This is a genomic window from Micromonospora cabrerizensis, from assembly GCF_022230955.1.
GTDB classification, from domain to species: domain Bacteria; phylum Actinomycetota; class Actinomycetes; order Mycobacteriales; family Micromonosporaceae; genus Micromonospora; species Micromonospora cabrerizensis.
In genome coordinates, this window is the sequence record NZ_JAKKFI010000044.1 from 57,329 (window position 1) to 81,474 (window position 24,146).

Annotated in this window: 16 protein-coding genes; 1 reads left to right on the forward strand and 15 read right to left on the reverse strand. The window is 69.1% G+C overall.

Annotated elements, in window-relative coordinates; translation table 11 throughout:
- Window positions 1-22: 22 nt before the first annotated feature.
- Together LADH09A_RS05155 and LADH09A_RS05160 are read right to left on the reverse strand one after the other, a co-directional pair.
- Window positions 23-1,006, reverse strand: a complete 984-nt coding sequence (locus tag LADH09A_RS05155) for a TolB family protein (RefSeq protein WP_238643572.1) — start codon at window positions 1,004-1,006, stop codon at window positions 23-25.
- On the reverse strand, window positions 1,003-2,283 hold the full coding sequence (locus LADH09A_RS05160; RefSeq protein ID WP_372492225.1) for an MFS transporter: 1,281 nt from the start codon (window positions 2,281-2,283) through the stop codon (window positions 1,003-1,005). Before LADH09A_RS05160 ends, LADH09A_RS05155 begins: the two co-directional genes overlap by 4 nt.
- A gap of 222 nt (window positions 2,284-2,505) precedes the next feature.
- On the opposite strand from LADH09A_RS05160, the gene LADH09A_RS05165 reads away from it, so the two are divergent.
- Window positions 2,506-3,882 (forward strand): CBM96 family carbohydrate-binding protein, encoded by a 1,377-nt coding sequence (locus LADH09A_RS05165; RefSeq protein ID WP_238643574.1) that lies wholly within the window; start codon window positions 2,506-2,508, stop codon window positions 3,880-3,882.
- 677 nt (window positions 3,883-4,559) lie between these two features.
- Here LADH09A_RS05165 and mmsB read toward each other — a convergent pair.
- The 13 genes from mmsB to araB all read right to left on the reverse strand — a co-directional run bounded on the left by mmsB (window position 4,560) and on the right by araB (window position 23,520).
- Window positions 4,560-5,810 (reverse strand): multiple monosaccharide ABC transporter permease, encoded by a 1,251-nt coding sequence (mmsB, locus tag LADH09A_RS05170; protein WP_238643575.1) that lies wholly within the window; start codon window positions 5,808-5,810, stop codon window positions 4,560-4,562.
- Complete coding sequence (mmsA, locus tag LADH09A_RS05175; protein ID WP_238643576.1) at window positions 5,807-7,345, reverse strand: multiple monosaccharide ABC transporter ATP-binding protein; 1,539 nt, start codon at window positions 7,343-7,345, stop codon at window positions 5,807-5,809. Before mmsA ends, mmsB begins: the two co-directional genes overlap by 4 nt.
- 79 nt (window positions 7,346-7,424) lie before the next feature.
- Entirely contained in the window at window positions 7,425-8,567 is a 1,143-nt protein-coding gene (chvE, locus tag LADH09A_RS05180) for a multiple monosaccharide ABC transporter substrate-binding protein (RefSeq protein WP_238643577.1), read from the reverse strand.
- Window positions 8,568-8,876: 309 nt separating this feature from the next.
- The gene (locus LADH09A_RS05185) at window positions 8,877-10,523 is read right to left on the reverse strand and encodes a glycoside hydrolase family 27 protein (protein ID WP_238643578.1); all 1,647 of its coding nucleotides are present in this window, start codon (window positions 10,521-10,523) and stop codon (window positions 8,877-8,879) included.
- Window positions 10,524-10,847: 324 nt separating this feature from the next.
- Window positions 10,848-11,834, reverse strand: coding sequence for a LacI family DNA-binding transcriptional regulator (locus LADH09A_RS05190; protein WP_238643579.1), 987 nt, complete (start codon window positions 11,832-11,834; stop codon window positions 10,848-10,850).
- A gap of 415 nt (window positions 11,835-12,249) precedes the next feature.
- Window positions 12,250-14,346 (reverse strand): family 43 glycosylhydrolase, encoded by a 2,097-nt coding sequence (locus LADH09A_RS05195; protein ID WP_238643580.1) that lies wholly within the window; start codon window positions 14,344-14,346, stop codon window positions 12,250-12,252.
- A gap of 345 nt (window positions 14,347-14,691) precedes the next feature.
- Window positions 14,692-16,194: an L-arabinose isomerase gene (araA, locus tag LADH09A_RS05200; protein ID WP_238643581.1), complete on the reverse strand. Its 1,503-nt coding sequence runs from the start codon at window positions 16,192-16,194 to the stop codon at window positions 14,692-14,694.
- Between the two features lie 26 nt (window positions 16,195-16,220).
- Window positions 16,221-17,210 carry a galactofuranose ABC transporter, permease protein YjfF gene (gene yjfF / locus LADH09A_RS05205; RefSeq protein WP_238643582.1) on the reverse strand — a complete coding sequence of 330 codons (990 nt, stop codon included), beginning with the start codon at window positions 17,208-17,210 and terminating at the stop codon, window positions 16,221-16,223.
- Window positions 17,207-18,277, reverse strand: coding sequence for an ABC transporter permease (locus LADH09A_RS05210; protein ID WP_238643583.1), 1,071 nt, complete (start codon window positions 18,275-18,277; stop codon window positions 17,207-17,209). Before LADH09A_RS05210 ends, yjfF begins: the two co-directional genes overlap by 4 nt.
- Window positions 18,274-19,815 (reverse strand): sugar ABC transporter ATP-binding protein, encoded by a 1,542-nt coding sequence (locus LADH09A_RS05215; RefSeq protein ID WP_238643584.1) that lies wholly within the window; start codon window positions 19,813-19,815, stop codon window positions 18,274-18,276. The genes LADH09A_RS05210 and LADH09A_RS05215 overlap by 4 nt, the downstream gene beginning before the upstream one ends.
- Before the next feature lie 189 nt (window positions 19,816-20,004).
- The gene (locus LADH09A_RS05220; RefSeq protein ID WP_372492227.1) at window positions 20,005-21,009 is read right to left on the reverse strand and encodes an ABC transporter substrate-binding protein; all 1,005 of its coding nucleotides are present in this window, start codon (window positions 21,007-21,009) and stop codon (window positions 20,005-20,007) included.
- Between the two features lie 139 nt (window positions 21,010-21,148).
- A complete protein-coding gene (locus LADH09A_RS05225) occupies window positions 21,149-21,841 on the reverse strand; it encodes an L-ribulose-5-phosphate 4-epimerase (protein WP_238643585.1) in 693 nt (230 codons plus the stop codon).
- On the reverse strand, window positions 21,838-23,520 hold the full coding sequence (araB, locus tag LADH09A_RS05230; protein WP_238643586.1) for a ribulokinase: 1,683 nt from the start codon (window positions 23,518-23,520) through the stop codon (window positions 21,838-21,840). The genes LADH09A_RS05225 and araB overlap by 4 nt, the downstream gene beginning before the upstream one ends.
- Between the last annotated feature and the right edge of the window lie 626 nt (window positions 23,521-24,146).

The window sequence follows — 24,146 nt, forward strand, 5'->3', positions numbered from 1 at the left end:
TGACCGCCGGGGGCCGTTTCCGTCAGGTGAGCGGGGACGGCGACTCGGCGCCGGGGATGACCAGCCTCGGGGTGCCGGACCCGTCCGCCGGGACGCTCCACACGTCCGGACGACCGTCGCTCTGCCGCAGGGTGTAGGCCAGCGTGGACCCGTCGAGCCAGGCTGCCTGGTCGTCGACGCTGGTCGTCTCGGCCGTCGCGGTGACCCGCATGGTCGTCAGGTCGAGGACCGACAGACGCCACCCCTTCGCCGGGTCGGCGTCGATCGCCTCCTTGAACGCGAGCCGGGTGCCGTCCGGTGACAGCGACGGGCACTCGACGTTCTCCTTCAGTGTCTCGACCGTGCGAGCCGCGAGGTCACCCCGGACGAGGTACCTCCTGCCCCCGGTCGACAGGGTCGCGTAGAAGCGGTTGTCGTCGGCGGTGAAGGTGACACCCCAGTAGTTGACGTCCGGGTGACGGTAGCTGCGGCCGTTCAGCGTGACCGCGAACTCCTCGAGTGAGGCCACGGTGACCCCGGTGGTGGTGTCGAGGATGCCGGTGCGGGTGGAGAAGCCGCTGGAGGTGTACGAGTCGCCACCGACGAACGTCGTCCAGGAGACCATCCGGCCGGAGGCCGAGACCCGGGCCCGGTTCGGCAGGCCCGGCACGCTGATCGCCCGCGTCTGGCGCAGCGCCACGTCGAGCACGACCATCTGGTACGACCACGCGGTCTCCGGCTTCAGGCAGACACCGGTGCCGGCGGCGGCGTACACCCGGAGGCATTCCAGGCCGGAGACCGTACGCGACCCGGCGGGGTCGGCCGTCGCGACGGTGGACACGTACCGGTCGGTGATCGCCAACAGGCGCGGGCCGGGTGTCAGGGTGACCGCCTGGTCGCCGGTGGCGGGAGGCGGCGGCGGGGCGGGCTCCGCCGCCATGGCCACGTAGCCGGCCGCCACGCTGCCCAGCAGCACGGCCGAGGCGACCACCACGCCGATCTTGGCTCGGGTCGAAATCGCGGTCATCGGGGCACCTTCCGGTTGATCAGACGGGACGGGGAGGCCAGCAGGAGGAGCGTGCCGACCAGGACCCCGGCGACGGCGACGGCCGCCGCGCGGATCGCGTTCTCCGGTCCCCACGCCTGCCAGGCGAGACCGAACAGAACGGAGGAGACGAGGTACGCCAGTGCCTGCCCGGTCTGCACGAGCGCGATCCCGGTGGTCCGCAGCCGCGCCGGCAGCACCGGGCCGGCGAGCGCGATGAGCACGCCGTCGGTGGCCGCGTAGAAGGCGCCGTACAGCGCCAGCGTCAGCGCGATCAGGGGCCAACCGTCGACCGGGCCGGCCAGCAGCAGGTACGTCACACCGAGGGCGGTGTAGCCGCCGATCACCACGGGCAGACGGCCGATCCGGTCGGCGAGTACGCCGAGCGGGGCGGCGAGCAGCAGGTAGGCCAGGCTGGTCCCCACTGCGAGCAGCGGAAACCAGCGCAGGCCGAGGTCCTCCCGGCGTTGCAGCAACAAGTAGACGAAGCCGTCGCCGATGGTGGCCAACCCGAGCATCGCCGCGGCCAGCACCAGGCGGCGGGCGGGTTTACTGCGCAGCAGGCCGAAGGCCTCGCGGACGGAGACGGTCGGTTCGCTCGGCCCCTCCGTCGGCCCGCCGTCCGGACGCTCGCGGACGAAGAGCACGAGCACGACCACGGCCAGGGCGGCGACGCAGAAGCTGGTGACGAAGACCGCGTCGTAGGACTGCCCGACGACCAGCAGGACCGCGAACGCGGCGAGCGGCCCGAGGAACGCTCCGACGCTGTCCATCGCCCGGTGCACCCCGAATGCCCGACCCAGCGCCTCCGGTGGGGTAGAGAGCGTGATCAGCGCGTCGCGCGGCGCGCTGCGTACACCCTTGCCGAGCCGGTCGACGGCGATGACGGCGCCGATCGCCGGAATCGACCGGCCGGCGAGCAGCAGGCCGAGTTTCGCGACCGCCGAGAGCGTGTAGCCGATGCCGGCGATCAGCTTTCGCCGCCGGAACCGGTCGGCGGCGAAACCACCGACGACCCGCAGCAACGCGGTGGCGCCGGTGTGGACGCCGTCGAGCACGCCGAAGGCCACCGGGCTGAGTTGCAGGCCCAGCACCAGATAGAGGGGCAGGACGGCGGCTACCATCTCGGCCGAGACGTCGGTGATCAGGCTGACCGTGCCGAGTGCGACGACGTTGCCGCTGACCAACGCGAACCGTCGGCGCCGTGGCCCGGGCCCGGGTGGGTCGGCGGCCGGCCGGGAGACGGTCGACAGGTACACGAGCATCTCCTCGGGTCGACGACTGACGGTCAGCCATCGTGGCGACCGGGTCGCGAGGGCCGCAAGGGACAGTGGCGGTCAAGCAGACATGCGACGGATGAACAAGCGACAAACATCGAAAAGTTTCGCTGCTTGAGCGTACTGTTCATCTGGCGGCAGTGCGTCGGTTCATCGGCCTTCCTACATTCCTTGCGCTCTTCACCCGCAGAGAAGGAGTCCTGGATGGACACTCGATTCGCCCGCCCACCGCTGACGCTGGGGTCGGTCGCGGTGCTCGTCGTCGCCAGCGCCGCCGTCGTCCTCACCGGCTCGGTCGCGGCCTCGGCGGCGAGCGTGACGTTCACGCCGGTCGCCGACACCTACGTCCAGAGCGACACGGCCTCCACCAACTACGGCACGTCCACGCAGATCGTGGTCGACAACTCGCCGGTGCGCCGCTCCTTTCTCCGCTTCACGGTGAGCGGTGTCAGCGGCACGGTGACCACCGCCAAGCTGCGACTGCGCACGATCAGCGGCAACAGCGGCAGTCCCGTCGGCGGCACGTTCCGCCGGATGTCCAACACGACCTGGTCGGAGACCGGCACGACCTGGAACAACCAGCCGGCCATCGACGGGGCCACGCTCGGCACGGTGGGCGCGGTCAGCGGCAACACCTGGTACGAGATCGACGTCACGGCCGCCGTCACCGGCAACGGCACGTACAGCTTCGGCGCGACCTCGACCAACGGTGACGGCGCCTACTACGACACGCGCGAGAGTGGCGCCGACGCCCCGCAGTTGGTGGTCACCACCGGGACCACGCCGCCCCCGTCCGGGGACCCGGTGTTCGTCGGCGCCGGCGACATCGCCGACTCCGGTTCCGGTGACAGCGCCACCGCGGCGCTGCTCGACACCATCCCGGGGACGGTCTTCACCACCGGCGACAACGTCTACGACAGCGGCACCGCGTCGCAGTTCAGCAGCTACTACGAGCCCACCTGGGGTCGACACAAGTCGCGCACCCGCCCGTCGCCGGGCAACCACGACTACAACACGTCGGGAGCGACCGGCTACTACAACTACTTCGGTACGTCCGCCGGCCCGAGCGGCCGCGGCTACTACTCGTTCGACCTCGGCAACTGGCACGTCGTGTCGCTGAACTCGAACATCAGCATGTCCGCCGGCTCGACGCAGGAGCAGTGGCTGCGGGCGGACCTGGCGGCCAGCAGCAAGCCGTGCACCCTCGCGTACTGGCACCACCCGCTGTTCACGTCCAGCTCCAACCACGCGCCGTCGACGTCGACGCGTCCGCTGTACCAGGCGCTCTACGACTACAACGCCGACGTCGTGGTGTGGGGGCACAACCACGTGTACGAACGGTTCGCACCGATGAACCCCTCCGGTGGCGCGGACGCCAGCCGGGGTATGCGCAGCTTCGTCGCCGGCATGGGCGGTGCGAGCCACTACGGCTTCGGCACCATCCAGCCCAACAGCGAGGCGCGCAACAGCTCGGCGTGGGGTGTCCTGAAGTTCACCCTGCACTCCGGCAGCTACGACTGGCAGTTCGTGCCGGTGGCCGGGCAGACCTACAACGACAGCGGCACCGCCGCCTGCCACTGACCGCGCGGATCCCGCCACGCCGTTCGCGGCGCGGCGGGATCCTCACGCCGGCATCGGTGGCCGTCGTTGCTGGTGCGGCTCGCTGTAGAGCTGCCCCAGCGATGGGGCAGCGCGGGGTGCGCCTCGGCGAAGGCCCGCGCGGGGCCGGCAAACCGCCGCTCCGCTACGTCCCCAATCCAGATCTTGGACAGTTTCCGTTACGCGTGAACGGAAACTGTCCAAGATCTGCGGGTATCGCCAACGGACGACGCCGTTCGAGTCCCTCGGACGGCCGGGCGGCTGTTCGTCGACCGACGGCGACCAGGAACGGCGCCCACCACACCCCGATCTGCGCCACCGCAGGCTCGCGGAAGCGGCGATTCACATCCGGCCCCAGCACGAACGCCGCCACCGCAGGCTCGCGGAAGCGGCGATTCGCAGCCGGCTTCAGCGCGAGCGCTGCCACCGCGGGCTCGCGGAAGCGGCGATTCGCAGCCGGCTTCGCGAGCCCGGAACGCCCTGTCGCGCCCGTGCAGGTGCCGGTCCATCTCTGGGGCAGCTCGACAGTGCCGCGAACAGATGGGTCGACGCCGGCGGTCATTTCCGCCAACGGCGCGGACTCAACGATCGGCACCACGGAGCGACGTGTGCCCCTGCCCGTAGGACGGGCAGGGGCACACGTGCGTACTGTCCAGGCGTCAGCGGGCCGTGCCGGCGCGGCGCTTGTTGTAGACGTCGAAGGCCACGGCGACGAGCAGGACGAGGCCCTTCACGACCGACTGGGTCGACTGGTCGATACCCATCAGCTGCATGCCGTTGCTCATCACCGCCATGATCAGACCGCCGACCATCGCGCCCACGACGGTGCCGACCCCACCGGTGACCGCCGCGCCACCGATGAAGGCCGCGGCGATCGCGTCCAGCTCGAACATGTTGCCGGCCGCGGGCTGGGCGCCGTTGGACCGCGACGAGTAGATGACGCCGGCCACCGCGGCCAGGAAGCCCATGTTGACGAACATCCAGAAGTTGACGGTCCGCACCTTGACGCCGGACAGTGCCGCCGCCGACAGGTTGCCGCCGATCGCGTAGACCTGGCGGCCGAAGACCGTACGCCGGGTGAGCAGGCCGTAGATCAGCACGAGGACCGCGAGGATGATCAGCACGATCGGCAGCCCGCGGGCGTGCGCCAACTGCCAGGCGAAGTACATGATGACCGCGCCGACCACCACGACCCGGGCGACGAACAGCGGGAACGACTCGACGGGCTGCTGGTAGCGGATGCGGGCCACCCGGGTACGGAAGCCACTGACCGCGTAACCGGCCACCGCGACGGCGCCGATCAGCAGCGTGAAGGCGTCAAAACCGTTGCCGCCGAGCAGGCCGTTGAGGAAGCCCGCCGCGACCTGCTGGTATTCCGACGGGAACGGCGACAGCGAGATGTTGTCCAGCACCCGCAGGGTGAGGCCCCGGAACAGCAGCATGCCGGCCAGGGTCACGATGAAGGCCGGGATGCCGGCGTACGCCACCCAGAAGCCGTGCCAGGCACCGACCGCGACACCGACGGCGAGCGCGGCCAGGACGCCCACCCACCAGGGGTAGCCCTGTTGGATCACCAGGACGGCGGACACCGCTCCGGTCAGCGCGACGACCGATCCGACCGACAGGTCGATGTGCCCGCCGATGATCAGGATGACCATCCCGATCGCCAGCACCAGGATGTACGAGTACTGGAGGACGATGTTGGTGATGTTGCCGGGGCTCAGCAGCACCCCGTCGGTCAGGATCGCGAAGAGCCCGACGATGACGACCAGCGCGACGTAGATCCCGCTCTGCCGCAGGTTGTTCAACACCAGCGCCCGCAGGTCGCTCGTCCCGCTGTGCAGGGCGGCGGCGGGCGTGCTGTCCGGGGGCGTCGGGCGCTCCGTCGAAGGGGTCTTGATGCTGGTCATCCGACGAGCTCCTTGTCCTTGGTCATCAGCTCCATGAGGCTCTCCTGAGTCGCCTCGGCCACCGGCATCTCACCGGTGATCCGGCCGGCGGCGAGGGTGTAGATGCGATCGCACATCCCGAGCAGCTCCGGCAGCTCGGAGGAGATGACGATCACCGCCTTGCCGGCGGCCACCAGCCGATTGATGATCGTGTAGATCTCGAACTTGGCACCGACGTCGATCCCTCGGGTGGGTTCGTCGAGGATCAGCACGTCCGGGTCGGTGAACAGCCACTTCGACAGCACGACCTTCTGCTGGTTGCCGCCGGAGAGCTTCCCGACCACCGCCATGACGCTGGTGGTCCTGATGTTCATCTCCCGCCGGCTCGCCTCGGCGACCTTGATCTCCTCGTTGCCGTTGACCCAGCCCAGCTTGGACAACCGGTCCAGCGCGGCGGCGGAGACGTTGCGGCGAACGTCGTCGATGAGGTTGAGGCCGTACCGCTTGCGGTCCTCGGTGACGTACGCGATGCCGTTGTCGATCGCCTCGGCGACGGTACGCGCCTGCACTTCGCGCCCGCGCACGAACAGCCGGCCGCTGATGTCCCGCCCGTACGACCGACCGAACACGCTCATCGCCAGCTCGGTGCGCCCGGCGCCCATCAGACCCGCGATGCCGACGACCTCACCGGCGCGGACGGACAGGCCGACGCCCTCGACGACCCGCCGGTCCTGCACCGGGTGGCGCACCGTCCAGTCCTCGATCCGGAGGACCTCCTCGCCGGGGGACGACTCGCGGTCGGGGTAGAAGCTGTCCAGGTCGCGCCCGACCATGCCCCGGATGATCCGCTGCTGGGTCACCTCGTCGGACCTCATGTCCAGGGTCTCGACCGCGCGCCCGTCCCGGATGACGGTCGTCGAGTCGGCGATGGCGGTGATCTCGTTGAGCTTGTGCGAGATCATGATGCAGGTGATGCCCTGCTCCTTGAGGGCCCGCAACAGGTCGAGCAGGTGAGCCGAGTCGATGTCGTTGAGCGCGGCGGTCGGCTCGTCCAGGATGAGCAGGCGCACCTTCTTCGACAGCGCCTTGGCGATCTCCACCAGCTGCTGCTTGCCGACGCCGAGCTGGATGACCGGGGTGACGGGGTTCTCGTGCAGCCCGACGGACGCCAGCAGCTTCGCCGCTTCGGCGTTGGCGAAGTTCCAGTCGATGAGCCCGCTGCGGCCGCGACGCTCGTTGCCGAGGAAGATGTTCTCCGCGATCGACAGGTACGGCACCAGGGCGAGTTCCTGGTGGATGATGACGATGCCGTTGGCCTCGCTGTCGCGGATGCCACGGAACTGCATCGGTTTGCCGTCGAAGAGGATCTCACCGTCGTACGAGCCGGACGGGTGGACGCCGGACAGCACCTTCATCAGGGTGGACTTGCCGGCGCCGTTCTCCCCGCAGATGGCGTGGATCTCCCCGCGACGCACCGCGAGGGTGACGTCCTCCAGCGCGGTCACGCCGGGGAAGGTCTTGGTGATGCCGCGCATCTCCAGGATGGTGTCGTCCATGGTCACTGTCCTCTGTCAGGTCGGACGCGGTACACCACAGCGTCGGGCCCGGCGATGATCGCCGGGCCCGACGGGTGGATTACTTCTTGGCCTGACCGGCGGCGACCTCTTCCGCCGTCCAGTAGCCGGAGTCGATCAGCGTCGCCTTGATGTCGTCCTTGTAGACGGTCGCGATCGGCAGCAGGTACGCCGGGACGACCTTGACGCCGTTGTTGTACGTCTGGGTGTCGTTGGCCTGCGGCTGCTTCTTCTGCAGGAACGCCTCGGCGGCGTTGACGGCCTGGTCGGCCAGCAGACGGGTGTCCTTGAAGACCGTGGAGCTCTGCACGCCGTCGTTGATCAGCTTGATCGAGGCGATCTCCGCGTCCTGCCCGGTCACGACCGGGAGCTTCTTCGCGCCGCTGCCGTAGCCGGCGTTCTGCAGGGCGGTGATGATGCCCCGGGAGATGCCGTCGTACGGCGACAGCACCCCGTCGACCTTCGAGCCGTCGTTGTAGCTGGAGGTGAGCAGGTTCTCCATCCGCTTCTGCGCGGTCTCCTGCTGCCACCGCAGGATGGCAACCTGCTCGGGGGTGGTCTGCTTGGACTTGACGACCAGCGTGCCGTCCGCGATGAACGGCTTCAGCGTGTCCATCGCGCCACCGAAGAAGTACTGGGTGTTGTTGTCGTCCAGCGACCCGGCGAAGAGCTCGACGTTCAGCGGCCCCTTGGCCGTGCCCTTCGAGCCGTCCTTGTTGAGCAGGCCGAGACCGACGAGCAGGGCGGTGCCCTGGGCGACGCCGACCTTGTAGTTGTCGAAGCTGACGTAGAAGTCGACGTCCTTGCTGCCACGGATCAGCCGGTCGTAGGAGATGACCGGGATCTTCGCGGCCGCGGCGGCCTGGAGCTGGCTGCTGAGCGCGGTGCCGTCGATCGCCGCGAGGATCAGGACGTCCGCACCGCGGGTGATCATCTGGTCGACCTGCTGCGACTGCGTGGGGATGTCGTCACCCGCGTACTGGAGGTCGACCTTGTAGCCCTTGGCCTCAAGCTTCGACTTCACGGCGTTGCCGTCGGCGATCCACCGCTCCGAGGTCTGGGTCGGCATCGACACGCCGATGGTCAGGTCGCTGGGCTTCTCACCCCCGCTGCTGCCGTTGCTGCCCGCACCCTCGCCACTGCACGCCGCCAGGCTCAACGCCAGTGCCGCGCTGCCCAGAGCAACCAGGAATTTCCTGCCCACGGGCTTCTCCTCTCTGGACTCCCCGTGACTGCCGGGGCCAACTGTCATCTTTCGGGTAGTGTTAGCGCTCACATAGGTTGCGTCAACACCAGAGCCGAAATACCGGTGTCACGGTCTCGTAACGGAGCATCCAGGCGAGCGTAGTCATGTGTTCGATCAGCGGGAAGTGGTGGACACGACGACTCACCGTCATCGGCGCGACGCCGGACAGACCGGTGCCCGCCGACGACGACTGTCGTCAGCGGGCACCGGCACGTCCGAGGGATCAGGTGGGCTGCCGCGACCCGGTCGGTCGGCGGACCCGGTCGGCTACCGTCGCGTCCACCGCTGGTTCGCCGCGCCGGTGCAGGTCCAGAGAAGCACCGTGGTGCCGTTGGCCGTGCCATTGTTGTTGACGTCCAGGCAGAGCCCGGACTGCGCGCCGCTGATCGTGCCGTTGGCGTTGATCGTCCACCGCTGGTTGGCCCCGCCGTTGCAGTCCCAGATCTGCACCTTGGTGCCGGCCGTGGCGTTGGGGGGTGCGTCCAGGCACTTGCCGAGAGCCTGCAGGGTCTGACCGTTGAGGGTCCAGTTCTGGTTGGCGGCGCCGTTGCAGTCCCAGATCACCGGCTGGGTGCCGTTGGTGGTGTTGCTGGCCGGAACGTCCAGGCAGCGGCCGGAGGCGGCGCTAGCGAACGCGCCCGACGTGGTCGGCGGCGGAGTCGTCGTCCCGCCACCGCTGACCCGGAACACCACCGTGCCGTGCGCGGGGACGCTGGCACTGATCGTCCCGCTGCTGGAGCTGGTGCCGCCCGTCCACGCGTCCACCAGCGTGAACGAGGAGCCGGACTTGCCGATGGCCGCGGCCGTGGTCGAGATCGTCGTCGTCGAGCCGCCCTGGTTGAACAGGGCGACGGCGACGTCACCGTTGGCGAGCCGCTTGGCCAGCACCCGACGGGTGCCGTCGAAGGACACCTGCGTCCCCTGCAACCCGAGCGAGTCCTGGTTGATCGCGATCAGGTTGGCGTTCTTGAGGATGGTCTGCGTGGCGGAGTCCATGTTCCGCACGTCGTTGCCGGCGATCAGCGGAGAGGCCATGATCGCCCACATCGCGAAGTGGCTGCGCATCTCCGTGTCGTTCATGCCGCCCCGGCCGACCTCCATCATGTCCGGGTCGTTGAACCCACCCGGCCTCGCGTAGGACGCCAGCGGGACGGTGACGTTGATGATGTTCTGGATGCCCATCGGGTAGCCGTTGCTCTGGCCGGTGTCCCACGCGTTGGTGATGTCCTCGGTGGTACGCCACATGTTCGCCACGTCGCCCCAGTTGCGCTGCGGGCCGGTCTTGGCGTGGATGCTGTTGGAGTTGATGCTGTAGACGATCGGTCGACCGGTGGCGGCCAGCGCGTCACGCATCTTGGCGAAGGTGGCCACCTGGTCGTTGATGCTGCCCTCGGGCGAGCACCAGTCGTACTTGAGGAAGTCGACACCCCAGGCGGCGAACTGGCGCGCGTCCTGCACCTCGTGGCCCCGGCTGCCGGTCGCGCCGGGGTAGGCGCCGAAGTACTGTGCGCAGGTCTTGTCGACCGGCACCTGGTACAGGCCGAACTTCAGGTTGCGGGCGTGCAGGTAGTCGCCGAGCGCCTTCATCCCGCTGGGGAACCGGCCGGGGTCGCCCTGGATGTTGCCGGAGCTGTCCCGGTTGGGGTTGAACCAGCAGTCGTCGACCACGACGTAGTTGTAGCCCAGGTCCCGCATACCGCTGCTGACGATCGCATCCGCCGTCTGCCGGATCAGGGCCTCGTTGATGTTGCAGCCGAACGAGTTCCACGAATTCCAACCCATGGGGGGAGTACGCGCCACCCCGTTGTCCAGTGCCTGCGCCGCGGGGGCGCGCAGGCCGACCAGAGCGCCGGCGAGCAGCACTCCGACCGCCAGTACGCTCCCCCAGCGACGACCTCGGGTGATGCGGTTCATCGAGCCTCCTTGTCGGTGGCGCCCGCCCCTGACTACGATCTTGGGTCGGAGGGCCGATTGCTGGACGCCAATATTGTTAGCGTTAACAGAGACGCCCATCATGTTACGGCGACATTTCATGAGGTTCAATACCTTGCTCTTGATGCATTGCCGAACATCGATAGCGGTGTTCTACGGCGATCGAACGGCCTCCCGTCGACGGCAAGCAGCCGGGCTCTGCGGCAAGCAGCCGGGCATCGCGGCGGGCGGGTCCCACGCATCGCGCGTCGACCGCCGCACCGAGGGCGACGAGGAGTCGGGGCCGCCTGCTGGTCGGCCCGGGCGTCAGCGACGCGGAGGGGCGACGCTCTCGCGGGAGACCAGGGTCGGGGCGACGGTCTGTCGTAGCGCCCCGCCGGTGCCCGACTCGATCTGGGTCAGCAGCATCTGCAGGCTCGCCCGCGCCACCGCGTCGAAGTCCGGGCGAACGGTGGTCAGCGGTGGGATGAAGTACGCCGCCTCCGGCACGTCGTCGAAGCCGACGACGCTGATGTCGTCCGGCACCCGCTTGCCGAACTCGTGCAACGCCCGCAGCACGCCCAGCGCGAGATGGTCGTTGGCGGTGAACACCGCGGTGACCTCCGGCATCCGCGCCAACATCTGCCCGCACCGGTAACCCGAGGCCGCGGACCAGTCCCCCGGCATCAGCGGCGGCGGAACCAGCCCGGCGGCCAGCAGAGCCTCCCGCCAGCCGTCGATGCGACCGACGCTGTCGAACCAGTCGGACGGCCCCGAGACGTGCCAGACGGTGCGGTGCCCCGCGTCGAGCAGATGTTGCGTCGCCGCCCGGGCGCCCGCCACCTGGTCGACCGTCACCAGTGGCACCGGTCGGCTCGGGTCACCGTCGACCGTGACCAGTGGGACATCCTTCGGCAGGCGTTCCAGCGCCTCACCGGCCGACTCGACCGGCGCGATGACCACGATGCCGGCGACGCGGTGCGACAGGTGCCGCTCGACGGCCGCCGAGATGGACCGGTGGTCCAGGTTGCGGACGCTGCCGACACTCACCGCGAAACCCTCTTCGGCGGCGGTCTGCTCCAACGCCGCCAGCAGTGACGCGGGACCGTAGAGCGTCGTGTTCTGTGCGACCACGCCGATGACCTGCGACCGACCGGTCACCAGCGCGCGTGCCGCGCCGTTCGGGCGGTAACCGAGTTCGGCGATCGCCGCGCGCACCCGGAGCCGGGTCTGCTCACGGACGTTGGGGTGCCCGTTGAGCACCCGCGACACCGTCTGATGGGAGACACCGGCGAGACGAGCAACGTCCGTCATCGCGGGACCGTGGACGGCCATTTCGCTCCCCCCGCTACATCTCCGGCCCGCAGCCCGTCGACGTCGACTGGAGCGGCCCGGCCCGATCCCCCTCGCTCAGTCACCACGCCGGTGCTGAATCCCAGGTGACCAGCGCTGGATCGCCGACAGTCTACGCCAGCCACCGCCCCGAACACGGGACGGCGGTAGGGGGTCCGCGCAACGCGCCGAGCCGCACAACGCAGCCCCCACCTGGAGTACGCCGCCAAGCGGCGTACGCCGTCGATCCCCGACGCCACGCCGGCCCGCCCCACGCTCCGTGGACAGAGCGTGGAGCAGGCCGGCGAGGGCGTCACGCGGTGGCGCGGGCTCGACGAGCCGGCGGGCACGTCCGGGCCGGCGCCACCGGATCAGCCCGATCCTGGTGTGACTGGTGTCACGGCGTTGTCAGGTCGAACCTGCGAACGGTGACCGCGCCACCGAGCGCCTGGGTTGCGTGGTTGAAGATGGCGAACCGGTAGCCCATGAAGAACTGCCAGTTGTTCGCCAGGGTGAGGGCATTGCCGAACGAGGTGAAGTTGACCCCGTCCGTGCTGTACGAGAACCGCGCCTGCCGACCGGACCCGGGTCTGATGTCGGCGTTGGCCCGCAACCAGATCCGACCACCCGAGACGGGGGTGCTCGCCACCTCGCTGCCGGTGCTGGTGGTGTTCCAGCTGCCGTCCATCGTCAGGCCGTTCTGCATGACCAGACGGGTCGACCCGTTGTCCCGCCGGACGCCGATCCAGGCCGACGAGTTGCGCAGCACCGCCAGGCCGGTGCGGTCACCGTCGCGCATCGTGGAGTAGTCCAACTCGATCGTCGCCGTCGAGGTGGGGCCCTGGATGCGGTGGGTCAGCGTGTTGCGTGCCTTGTACAGGTCGCCGGTGACGGTGGCGGCCTGGAGGTTCAGCCCGTTGTTGACCGACCACTTGCTGTTGTCCGGGTTGTGGTTCCACTCCCACTGTGGTCCGAGAGTGGTGCCGGCGAACGTGTCGGTGCCGGTCAGCGGCTTGACCGCGCGCGGTGGCGCGGGCAGGTTCGGCTTCGGGTACGAGGCGCCCCAGGCGCCGTTGACCGTCTGCAGCACCGGCCAGCCGTCGCTGCTCCAGGTGATCGGGGCCATCGCCGGCATCCGACCACCGGGGTACGCGTCGACGAAGGACATGTAGTACCAGTCGCCGTTCTGGGTCTGCACCAGCCCACCCTGGTGCGGCACGCCGCCGCCGGAGATCGGGCCGGGCAGGTTGAGCAGCACCTGCCGCTGCTCGTACGGGCCGAACGGGCCGTTGGTCGACTTCAGCACGTACTGGCCGTTGGCGGGGCGGGTGAGCCAGATGTAGTAGGCGCCGTTGCGCTTGTAGAACCGGGCGCCCTCCAGCGTGCCGATGCTCGACGGGGTGGTGTACACCTGCTGGGCGCGAACCTGCGACTTCCCGTCCGCGGACAACTGCGCGACGCTGATGGTGCCGTTGCCGTACGCCACGTACATGGTGTCGTTGTCGTCGACCAGCAAGCCGGCGTCGTAGTAGCAGTTCGGGATGGTGGTGTGCTTGCTCCACGCGCCGTCGACTGCGGACGCGGTGTAGATGTGGGTCTGCGCGAAGTCGATGCACCCCGCCCAGTAGTACGTCTTGTTGCTCGGTCGGTAGTTCAGCGTCGACGCCCAGATCCCGTCGACGTACGCGTTGCCGCCGCTCATGTCGTACTTCGCGCCGAAGTCGAGCCTGGGCACGGAGTGACCGGCGAACTCCCAGTTCACCAGGTCGTACGAGCGCAGCACCGGCGCTCCCGGCGAGTAGTGCATGGTCGACGCCGACATGTAGTAGGCGTTGTCGACCCGGATGATGTCGACGTCGGCGAAGTCCTGCCAGACCACCGGGTTCGGGTACGACGTGCCGGGGTTGCCGGGGTTGCTGCCGCCGACCTGGACGAGTTGCCACTGCTGGTTGGTGCCGCCCCAGTCGGCGTACTGCACGACGTTCCCGCCGTCGGCGGTGGACGCGCCCTGCACCTCGGCGGCCTTGTTGCTGTTGCGGTTGATCAGCCGCACGAAGCCACCGTCCGAGTCGGCCAGCCGGAACTGCTGGTTCGTCCCGTTGAGATCGGCCCACTGCACGATCGCGGCACCGTCGGCGGTGGAGAAGCCACTGACGTCGAGCACCTTGCCCGAGTGGCGCGACTTGATCCGGTAGTAGCCACCCCCGGAGTCCACGAACTGCCACTGCTGGTTCACGCCGTTGTTACGCGTCCACTGGCTGATCCGCGCCCCGTCGTTGGTGGCCGAGGCGTACAGGTCCAACGCCTTACCACTGTTGCGGTTCACCAGCACGTAGTAGGCGTTGGTGTCGACAGTCGCCGCTGACGCGGCGGTCGGCGCGACAGCCGCCAGAGCCCCGCCGACGACCACCGCGACCGCGGCGGCGACGAGTCGCGACAGCCGACCGCGCCCTCGCGCTGGTGTTGTCCAGGGAACCCGACCGATGGCAACCATGATCCTCCTTTGACGTTGCGAACCGAACGGCCTGGGCCGGTATCCAGGGCACCGGGCGGTGCGCCGAACTGACCCGATCGCCGAATGTGATCGCTAACATCACTCACCGTGCTTCACGGCGCTGATTCGCGCGCGCGGGTGAGGGACGTGATCGCGGCCGGGCCAGCCACAGACATCGACCGTCTTAGTTATAGACTGTGAGCGATAACACGCCCTTAGTCAAGACGTAACCCAATCGGCTCGCGGTCGTGCTAGCGCGCACGCGAACGGGTGGCCCAGCCCCTGCCCGAGGGATGCGGGCAGGGACGGGACCACCCGTCGCGTGACGCGGCTCAGCCGCCCGGCTCAGAAGCCGCGCGCCAACCGGTAGTAGGCCTGGTTCCAGCGGATCTCGTCGGCGAAACGACGCGGCTGGGTGTCGGCGTCGATGACGACCAGTTCGGTGCGGCTCATCTCGGCCAGGTCGTGCAACTCCTCCACCCCCACCGCCTGCGACAGAACGGTGTGGTGCGGCGCGCCCGCGGTGATCCACGACTCCGCCGAGACCGGCAGGTCAGGTCGCGGACGCCAGACCGCGCGGGCCACCGGCAGCCGGCGCAGCGGCTGCGGCGGGGCGACGACGTCGATCTCGTTGGCGACGAGCCGGAAGCGCTCCCCCATGTCGGCCAACCCGAGCACCACCGCCGGGCCGGGCGCGGCGTCGAAGACCAGCCGGACCGGGTCCTCCCGCCCGCCGATGCTCAGCGGGTGGATCTCCACGTTCGGCACGCCGGACGCGATGGTCGGGCAGACCTCCAGCATGTGGGCGCCGAGCACCAGCTCCTCACCCGGGGTGAGGTCGTAGGTGTAGTCCTCCATGAACGACGTGCCGCCGTCCACGCCCACCGACATCGCCTTGAGGGTCCGGACCAGCACCGAGGTCTTCCAGTCACCCTCGCCACCGAAGCCGTAGCCGTCGGCCATCAGCCGCTGCACGGCGATGCCGGGCAGCTGACGCAGGCCACCGAGGTCCTCGAAGTTCGTGGTGAAGGCCCGGAACCCGCCCTCGTCCAGGAAGGTACGCATGCCCAGCTCCAGGCGGGCCGCATACCGCAGGGAGTCGTGCCGCTCACCCCCGGAGAGCAGGTCCGCGACGACCCGGTACGTGTCCTCGTACTCCTTGACGAGGTCGTCCACCTGCGCGTCGGTGACCTCGCCGACCACCTCGACCAGGTCGTTGACCCCGTAGGTGTTGACCGACACCCCGAACCGCAGCTCCGCCTCGACCTTGTCGCCCTCGGTCACCGCCACGTCGCGCATGTTGTCGCCGAAGCGGGCCAGGCGCAGCGACCGCATCGCCGACCAACCGAGCGCGGCGCGGGCCCACGCCCCGACCCGGGCACTCACCCGCGGGTCGCTGACGTGCCCGGCCACCGTCTTGCGGGCCACACCGAGACGGGTCTGGATGTACCCGAACTCGCGGTCGCCGTGCGCGGCCTGGTTCAGGTTCATGAAGTCCATGTCGATGTCGTTCCACGGCAACAGGACGTTGGCCTGCGTGTGCAGGTGCAGCAGCGGGGTCTGCAGCGCGTCCAGACCGGCGATCCACATCTTCGCCGGTGAGAAGGTGTGCATCCACGCGATGACCCCGATGGCGCCCTGGGCCGCGGCCTCCCGGCAGACCTGCAGGATCTCGCTGCTGTTGGTCAGGACGGGCTTCCAGACCACCCGGGCGGGAATCTGCGGCGAGTCGTCGAGCGCGGCCGCGATCTGGCGAGACTGCTCGGCGACCTGCCGGAGCGTCTCCTCGCCGTACATGCCTTGGCTGCCGGTGAGGAACCAGATCTCGGGTTCGGTGTGTGGTGCCATGGGGTTGCCTTCCGCGAGAGGGGCGGTCACTTGTAACGGATTCCGATGAGGCGTTGGAGGAGGATGAACGCGAAGAGCAGACCGCCGATCACGATCTTGGTCCACCAGGAGTTGAGACTCCCGTCGAAGGTGATGAGGGTCTGGATCACGCCCAGCACCAGGACGCCGAGCACCGTGCCGAACACGTAACCCGAGCCGCCGGTGAGCACCGTGCCTCCGATGACGACGGCGGCGATGACGTCCAGCTCCATCCCGACGGCGATCAACGGTGCGCCGGAGAGGGTGTAGAAGGACAGCAGGATCCCACCGATCGCGGAGCACAGACCGCTGATGGTGTAGACGGCGATCCTGGTCCGCCCCACCGGCAGACCCATCAGCAGGGCCGACTGTGGGTTGCCGCCGATGGCGTACACGTTGCGTCCCAGCCGGGTGTAGGCCAGCACGTACGCGGCGACGGCGACCACGACGAAGGCGATCAGCACGCTGATCGAGACGAAGTTGCCTCGGGGATCGCCGATCCGTTCCTGCGACATCCTGGTCCAGAACCCGTCGGTGATCGGGATGGACGAGCCGGAGATGAACGTGCACATCCCCCGGGCGAAGAACATCCCGGCGAGCGTGACGATGAACGGCTGGATCTCGAAGAAGTGGATGGCGCAGCCCATCAGCAGACCGAGCGTCGGCCCGATGAGCAGGGCGATGACGAGCACCAGGGCCGCCGGCAGGCCTTCCTGGAGCAGCCAGGCCGACACCATCGCCGTCATCGCCACGACCGACCCGACCGACAGGTCGATGCCGCCGGTGAGGATCACGAAGGTCATCCCGATCGCGACCACGAGCAGGAAACCGTTGTCGATGAAGACGTTGAAGATGACCTGCACGTTCGAGAACGCCTGGTACTGGGACACCCCGATGCCGTACATCACCAGCAGGAGGACGAGCGTGGCCAGCACCGGTATCTGCCGCCTCGGCAGCCGGAACCGGGCACGACCAGCGGTGAGCGATCCAGTGGTCATGCCGGTACCTGCTCCTTCGGCTTGTCGGCGATGGTGTCGGGCTTCGGGGCGCTGCGCCTGCGGCGGGCGAACCGGGCCCGGAAGGCCGGCGCCTGGATCAGGCAGACGGCGATGACGACGACCGCTTTGAACAGCAGCGAGGTCTGCGGTGAGATGTCCATGGCGTACACCGTGGTGGTCAGCGTCTGGATGATCAGCGCGCCGAGGATCGTGCCACTGAGGAAGAACCGACCACCGGCGAGCGACGTACCGCCGATGACGACGGCGAGGATGGCGTCCAGCTCCACCCAGAGGCCGACCGCGTTGCCGTCGGCACTGGAGACGTTGGCCGTCATCATGAAACCGGCGATCGCGGCACAGGCGGCGCTGAGCACGTACGCGAGGAAGATGACCCGGCCGGAGCGGATGCCGGCCAACCGGCTCGCCTCGGCGTTACCACCCACCGACTCGACGATCATCCCGAGTGCGGTGCGCCGGGTGAACGCGGCGACGAGCAGAGCCGCGGCGAGGGCGATGAAGATGGCCAGCGGCAGGGTGAACAGGTGGCCCAGCCCGATCGCCCGGAACGGCTCGGAGTTGATGGTGATGATCTGACCCTGGGTGATCAGCTGGGCGAGACCCCGGCCGGCCACCATCAGGATCAGGGTGGCGATGATCGGTTGGATCCCGATCACGGCCACCAGCACTCCGTTCCAGGCCCCGAGCACGAGCGCGACCCCCAGCGCCATCGCGAGGGCGGTCAGCACCACGACAAGGCTGTTCTGGTCGGACTGCTTGCTGATGTACATGCAGGCGATCGCGCCGCTGATCGCACAGACCGACCCCACCGACAGGTCGATGCCGCCGGTCGAGATGACGAGGGTCATCCCCAGCGCGACGAGGATCAGCGGTGCGCTCAGCCGCAGGATGTCGATCGGCGAGCCGTACAGGTGCCCGTCCTTGAGCTCGATCGACAGGAACCCGGGCCGGTAGATCGTGTTCGCGGCGAGCATGACGACCAGCACGGCGGCGGGCCAGAACAGCCGGTGACCGGTCACCGCCCGGTAGCGGCCCATGGTGGCGTTCATCGGTCTGCCTCCTCCCGGTGGGACCCACTGGCGATCGTCTGCATGATGCGGTCCGCGTCCAGGGTGTCGTCGTTGGCGAGCTGCGCGACCATCTGCCGGTCCCGCATCACGGCCACCTTGTGGCTGAGGCGCAGCACCTCCTCCAGCTCGGCGGAGATGAACAGCACCGCCATGCCACCGTCGGACAACTGGGTCACGAGCTTCTGGATCTCGGTCTTCGCGCCGATGTCGATGCCCCGGGTCGGCTCGTCGAGGATCAACAGCCGCGGCTCGGTGATCAGCCACCGGGCCAGGAGCACCTTCTGCTGGTTGCCACCGGAGAGGTTGCGGACCGGCACCTCCGGGTCCGCCGGTCGGATGTTGAGTGCCTTGACGTACTTGTCGACCAGCTCGTCCTGCCGGCGACGCGGGACGGGCCGCAACCAGCCGCGGGCGGCCTGCATGGCGAGGATCATGTTCTCGCGGACCGACAGGTCGGCGACGATGCCCTCCGCGCGACGGTTCTCCGAACAGAAGCCGATGCCGTGGTCGATGGCCTGGGCGGGGGTACGCAGGCTGCTGGCCGTGCCGTCCACCGCGACCTGCCCGCCGTCGGTCCGGTCGGCGCCGAACAACAGCCGCGCCACCTCGGTACGCCCGGAGCCCAGCAGGCCGGCCAGGCCCACCACCTCGCCGGCGTGGATGGTGAGGCTGAACGGCTCGACCGCGCCACCGCGGCCGAAGTTCGACACCGCCACCAGGGGGGTGCCCTCCTCCAGCGCCGCCAGGTCCCGTCGGGAGTGCTCCTCGATGCCCTCGAGGACGTCGAGCTCCTTGCCGATCATCTTTTCGACCAGGGAGAGCTGAGGCAGCTCGGCGGTCAGGTACTCACCGACGAGCCCGCCGTTACGCAACACCGTGATCCGGTCGGCGATCTCGTAGACCTGGTCGAGGAAGTGGGTCACGAAGAGGATCGCGATGCCCTCGTCGCGCAGCTGCCGCATGATGCGGAACAACTGGGCCACCTCGCCGGCGTCCAGGCTGGACGTCGGCTCGTCCAGGATCAGCACCCGAGCCTTGATGTCGATCGCGCGGGCGATGGCGACCATCTGCTGGATCGCCAGGGAGTACGAGCCGAGCGGCGCGCTGACGTCGAGGTCGAGGTCGAGGCGGGCCAGCAGGGCCCGGGCGCGGCGGCGCACCTCACCCCAGTGCACGGCGCCGAGGCGTCGGGGCTCGCGGCCGATGAAGATGTTCTCCGCCACCGACAGGTTGGTGCAGAGGTTCACCTCCTGGAAGACCGTGCTCACCCCGGCGGCGGTCGCCTGCATCGGCCCACTGAAGGAGACCGGCTCGCCGTCGAGGGTGATCGTGCCCTCGTCGGTGTCGTAGACGCCGGTCAGCACCTTGATGAGGGTCGACTTGCCGGCGCCGTTCTCGCCCATCAGGGCGTGCACCTCGCCGGGGAAGAGCCGGAAGTTGACGTCGTGGAGTGCGCGCACCCCGGGGAAGGACTTGCTGATCCCGGTCATCGTCAGGACCGGACGGCTATCCGTCATCCCATCAGACCTCTTCTGGGTTGTCGACACGGAAGGGCCGCCACCGCCCCGTGCGCCCGCCCGGTCGTCCCTGCGGGTCGTCCGGGCGGGCGTGTTGCCACGGGGTGGTCGCGGGCCGAGCCCGGTCCGTTGCGGGTAGGGGGACGGCGCGGCGGGGCCGCCGCGCGAGCGCGGCGACCCCGGCGTCGATCAGTACTTGCGGTTGGGCAGTGCTTCCTTGGCCTGCGCCTGGGTGAAGGTGGTCTCCTCGGTCTCGATCCGAGGCGCCACCTGCTCGCCGGCGTGCACCTTCTTGGCGAGGTCCATCAGCTGCGGGCCGAGCAGCGGGCTGCACTCCGCGATGAAGTTGAACTTCCCGTCGGCGAGAGCCTGCATACCGTCCTTGACAGCGTCGACCGTGATGATGGTGATGTCCTTGCCGGGAACCTTGCCGGCAGCGGTGATCGCCTCGAGCGCGCCCAGGCCCATGTCGTCGTTGTGCGCGAACAACACGTCGATCTTCGGGTTGGCCTTGAGGAACTGCTCCATGACCTGCTTGCCGCCGGCGCGGGTGAAGTCACCCGGCTGGGAGGCGATGACCTTCAGGTTCGGGTTGGCGGCGATCGCCTCGGCGAAGCCCTTCTTACGGTCGTTCGCCGGCGCCGCACCGGTGTTGCCCTGCAGCTCGACGATGTTCACCGGGCCCGAGGCGGTCTTCTTCTGCTCGACCAGCCACTCACCGGCGAGCCGACCCTCCTTGACGAAGTCCGAGCCGAGGAAGGTCTTGTACAGGCTCTTGTCGGCCGAGTCCACCGAGCGGTCGGTCAGGATGACCGGGATGTCGGCGTCCTTGGCCTCCTTGAGCACGGTGTCCCACCCGGACTCCACCACCGGCGAGAAGGCGATCACGTCGACCTTCTGCTGGATGTAGTTGCGGATCGCCTTGATTTGGTTTTCCTGCTTCTGCTGAGCGTCGTCGAACTTCAGCTCGACTCCGGCCGCAGCGGCGGCCTCCTTGATCGAGGTGGTGTTCGCGGTACGCCAGCCGCTCTCCGCGCCGACCTGGGAGAAGCCCATCGTGATCTTGCCGTCGTCCTTGGAACCGCCACCGCCGGTGTCGCTGTTGCCGCAGGCCGCCACGCCGCCGACGAGCAGCACGCTGGCGAGGACCGCGGCAGCGCGCCACGGAGCGGACTGCGTTCGCATCTTTCTCATCGGATCTCCTTGGCTCAGTGTGGTGGGGAACCGCGCCAACCGCCGAGGTGCGAAAAGAGCGGCGTACGCGGGTGGTGCGTGCTGGTGCGTGCTGGTGCGTCGGTGGTGCAGACCAGCGGGCTTCGGCCTGGCCGAACGGTCAGGAACCCGCGGGTGGGACTGGTTGTTGACCGTAGACGTTCTGGTAACGGTCATAAAGAGCATCGATGTCTGCCTGCGCCATCGGCACGGGCTGCCCCAGTGCGTGGGCCAGATGTGCCGTACGGGCCACGTCCTCGCACATGACCGCGGCCTTGACCGCAGCGCGGGCGTCCCGGCCGATGGTGAAGACGCCGTGGTTGCGCATCAGCACCGCGGGTGAGCGGTGACCGGCGAGCGTGGCGACGATGCCCTTGCCGATGTCATCGCCGCCGATCAGAGCGAACGGGCCGATCGGGATCTCCCCGCCGAACTCGTCGGCCTGCGCGGTGAGGTGGCACGGGATCGCCTCGCCGCAGGCGGCCCACGCGGTGGCGTACGAGCTGTGCGTGTGCACGACCCCACCAACCTCGGGCATGGCCCGGTAGACGTAGGCGTGCGCGGCGGTGTCACTGGACGGGGCGAAGTCGCCCTCGACGAGAGCGCCGTCGAGGTCACACACCACCATGGTGTCCGCGGTGAGGTCGTCGTAGCTGACGCCGCTCGGCTTGATGACCAGCAGATCCTGGCCGGGGACCCGCGCGGAGACGTTGCCGGAGGTCCAGGCGACCAGGCCGTACCGGGTCAGCTCGGAGTGCAGGCGGGCGACGGTCTCGCGCAGCTCGCGGATCTGTCGGGTCACCTCGGTGCTCATGCGACCACCTCCAACGCGGCCTCGGGTGCGGCCGCAGCGGTTCCGGCTGCCGCGTTGCGGATCGCCCGCAGGCGGAGCATGACGTCGTTGCCGCCGCGACCGAAGTGGTCGTGCAGCGTCCGGTACTCGGCGTAGAGGGCGTCGTACGCGCGCGCCCGCTCGGGGTCCGGTCGGTAGACGGCCTCGTGCACGCGGCCCATCGCCTGCGACGCCTCGTGGACCGAGGGGAACTCACCGGCGGCCACGGCGGCGTGGATCGCCGATCCCAGCGCCGGCCCCTGCGCCGAGGCGATGATGTTCAGTGGCCGCCTGGTCACGTCGGCGTAGATCTGCATCAGCAGCGCGTTGTTGGTGAGACCGCCGGCGATCACGAGGTCGTTCACCGCGACTCCGGCCTCGACGAACGCCTCGATGATCATCCGAGTGCCGTACGCGGTGGACTCCAGCAGCGCCCGGTAGACGTCCTGCGGCCGGGTGGCCAGGGTCATCCCGACGATCATCCCGCTGAGGTCGTGGTTGACCAGCAGGGAACGGTTGCCGTTCCACCAGTCCAGGGCGACCAGACCGTGTGCGCCGACCGGCTGGCTCGCGGCCAGCTCGGTGAGGCGCTCGTGCGAGTCGACGCCGGCCGGAGCCGCGTGCTCGACGAACCAGCCGAAGATGTCGCCGACACCGCTCTGCCCGGCCTCGTAACCCCACGCACCGGGGCTGATGCCGCCGTCCACGACACCGCACATCCCGGCCACCTCGGCGACCTGGGCGCCGTTGACCACGTGGCAGGTCGAGGTGCCCATGATGGCGACGAGCCGGCCGGGCTCCACGGCCTGGGCGGACGCCGCGGTGACGTGGGCGTCGACGTTGCCGACGGCGACCGCGATCCCCTCCGGCAGGCCGGTCCAGGCGGCAGCCTGCGCGGTGAGCGAGCCGGCCCGGGCGCCCAGCGGCAGCAACGGACCGTCCAGCTTGGTCACGAAGTCGCCGAACCCGGGGTTGAGCGAGGTCAGGAAGTCCGCACTCGGGTACTGGCCGTCCTGAAGGATGCCCTTGTAGCCGGCCGTGCAGACGTTGCGGGTCTCGGTGCCGCAGAGCTGCCAGACGATCCAGTCGGCCGCCTCGATGAAACGCTCCGCGCGGTGGTAGACCTCGGGGTCCTCCTCCAGCATCTGGAGCCCCTTGGCGTACTGCCACTCGGCGGAGATCTTGCCGCCGTACCGGCCGATCCACGGCTCGGCCCGCTCGTGGGCCAGCGCGTTGATCCGGTCGGCGTGCGTCTGCGCCGCGTGGTGCTTCCACAGCTTGACCCAGGCGTGCGGTCGGTCGCGCAGCTCCGGATCCTCGCAGAGCGGGACGCCGTCGGCGTTCGTCGGCAGCACCGTGCAGGCGGTGAAGTCGATGCCGATGCCGACGACCGCGGCCGGATCCACGCCCGCGGCGGACACCGCCGCCGGGACGGCGTACCGCAGCACGTCGCGGTAGTCCTCCGGGTTCTGCAGGGCCCAGTCCGGGGGAAGCGCTCGACCTCCCGGAAGCGCCGTGCTGATCACTGCGTCGCCGTACTCGTGCACCGCGGTCCCCAACTCGGCACCATCACCGACACGGACCACCAGAGCGCGCCCGGACAGGGTGCCGTAGTCGACACCGACGACATAGCGGTCGCCTGCTCCGTCCACACGGTTCATGTTCACCTCCACCGTTAACGGGGATAGTGTTAACGCTCACATCCAGCCTCGTCAAGACATCTGCCCGCAACAGCTCCGTAACGGAACGCCAAGGACGGGCCGACTCGGGAGCGTCGATAACGGACCAGCGCAAAAGGCGCGAATCCGGTTCCGCACGCTGCCGCCGCACTCCGGACGGGGTTGTCGCACGGACCGACCACCGCCCGGACGCCCCCCAGCGGGCACGACGACAAGGTCCCACCCTCCGCCACCACGAGACGGCTACCCGACGGCGACCGCGTGCCGGTCGCCGATGATGTTGGCGATAACATCATCGACGCGTTGCGATCTCTTGGTCGGATCTATGGAACCGCCGACGACCGCCGCACGGGCACCCGGGTGAGCGCCCCGGCGAGTGACCGGTGCATCTCGCGGCGGTTTGCGTTGCGGGTGTTATCGATAACATTCGACGTTTGGGTGCTGCCTGCGGCGGCCCGTGTGCGCGCGGTTCGGCCGGACGGCTCACCGCCGGGGCTCCCGGGCCTGGGGCGTGCCGGAGTGGACGCCCGCCGAAGCACCGCGACGCACCCCCGGCGGGCGCACCGCGCCCCGCGCCAGCGCCGTGGCGCGACACGGCCGGGTGACGT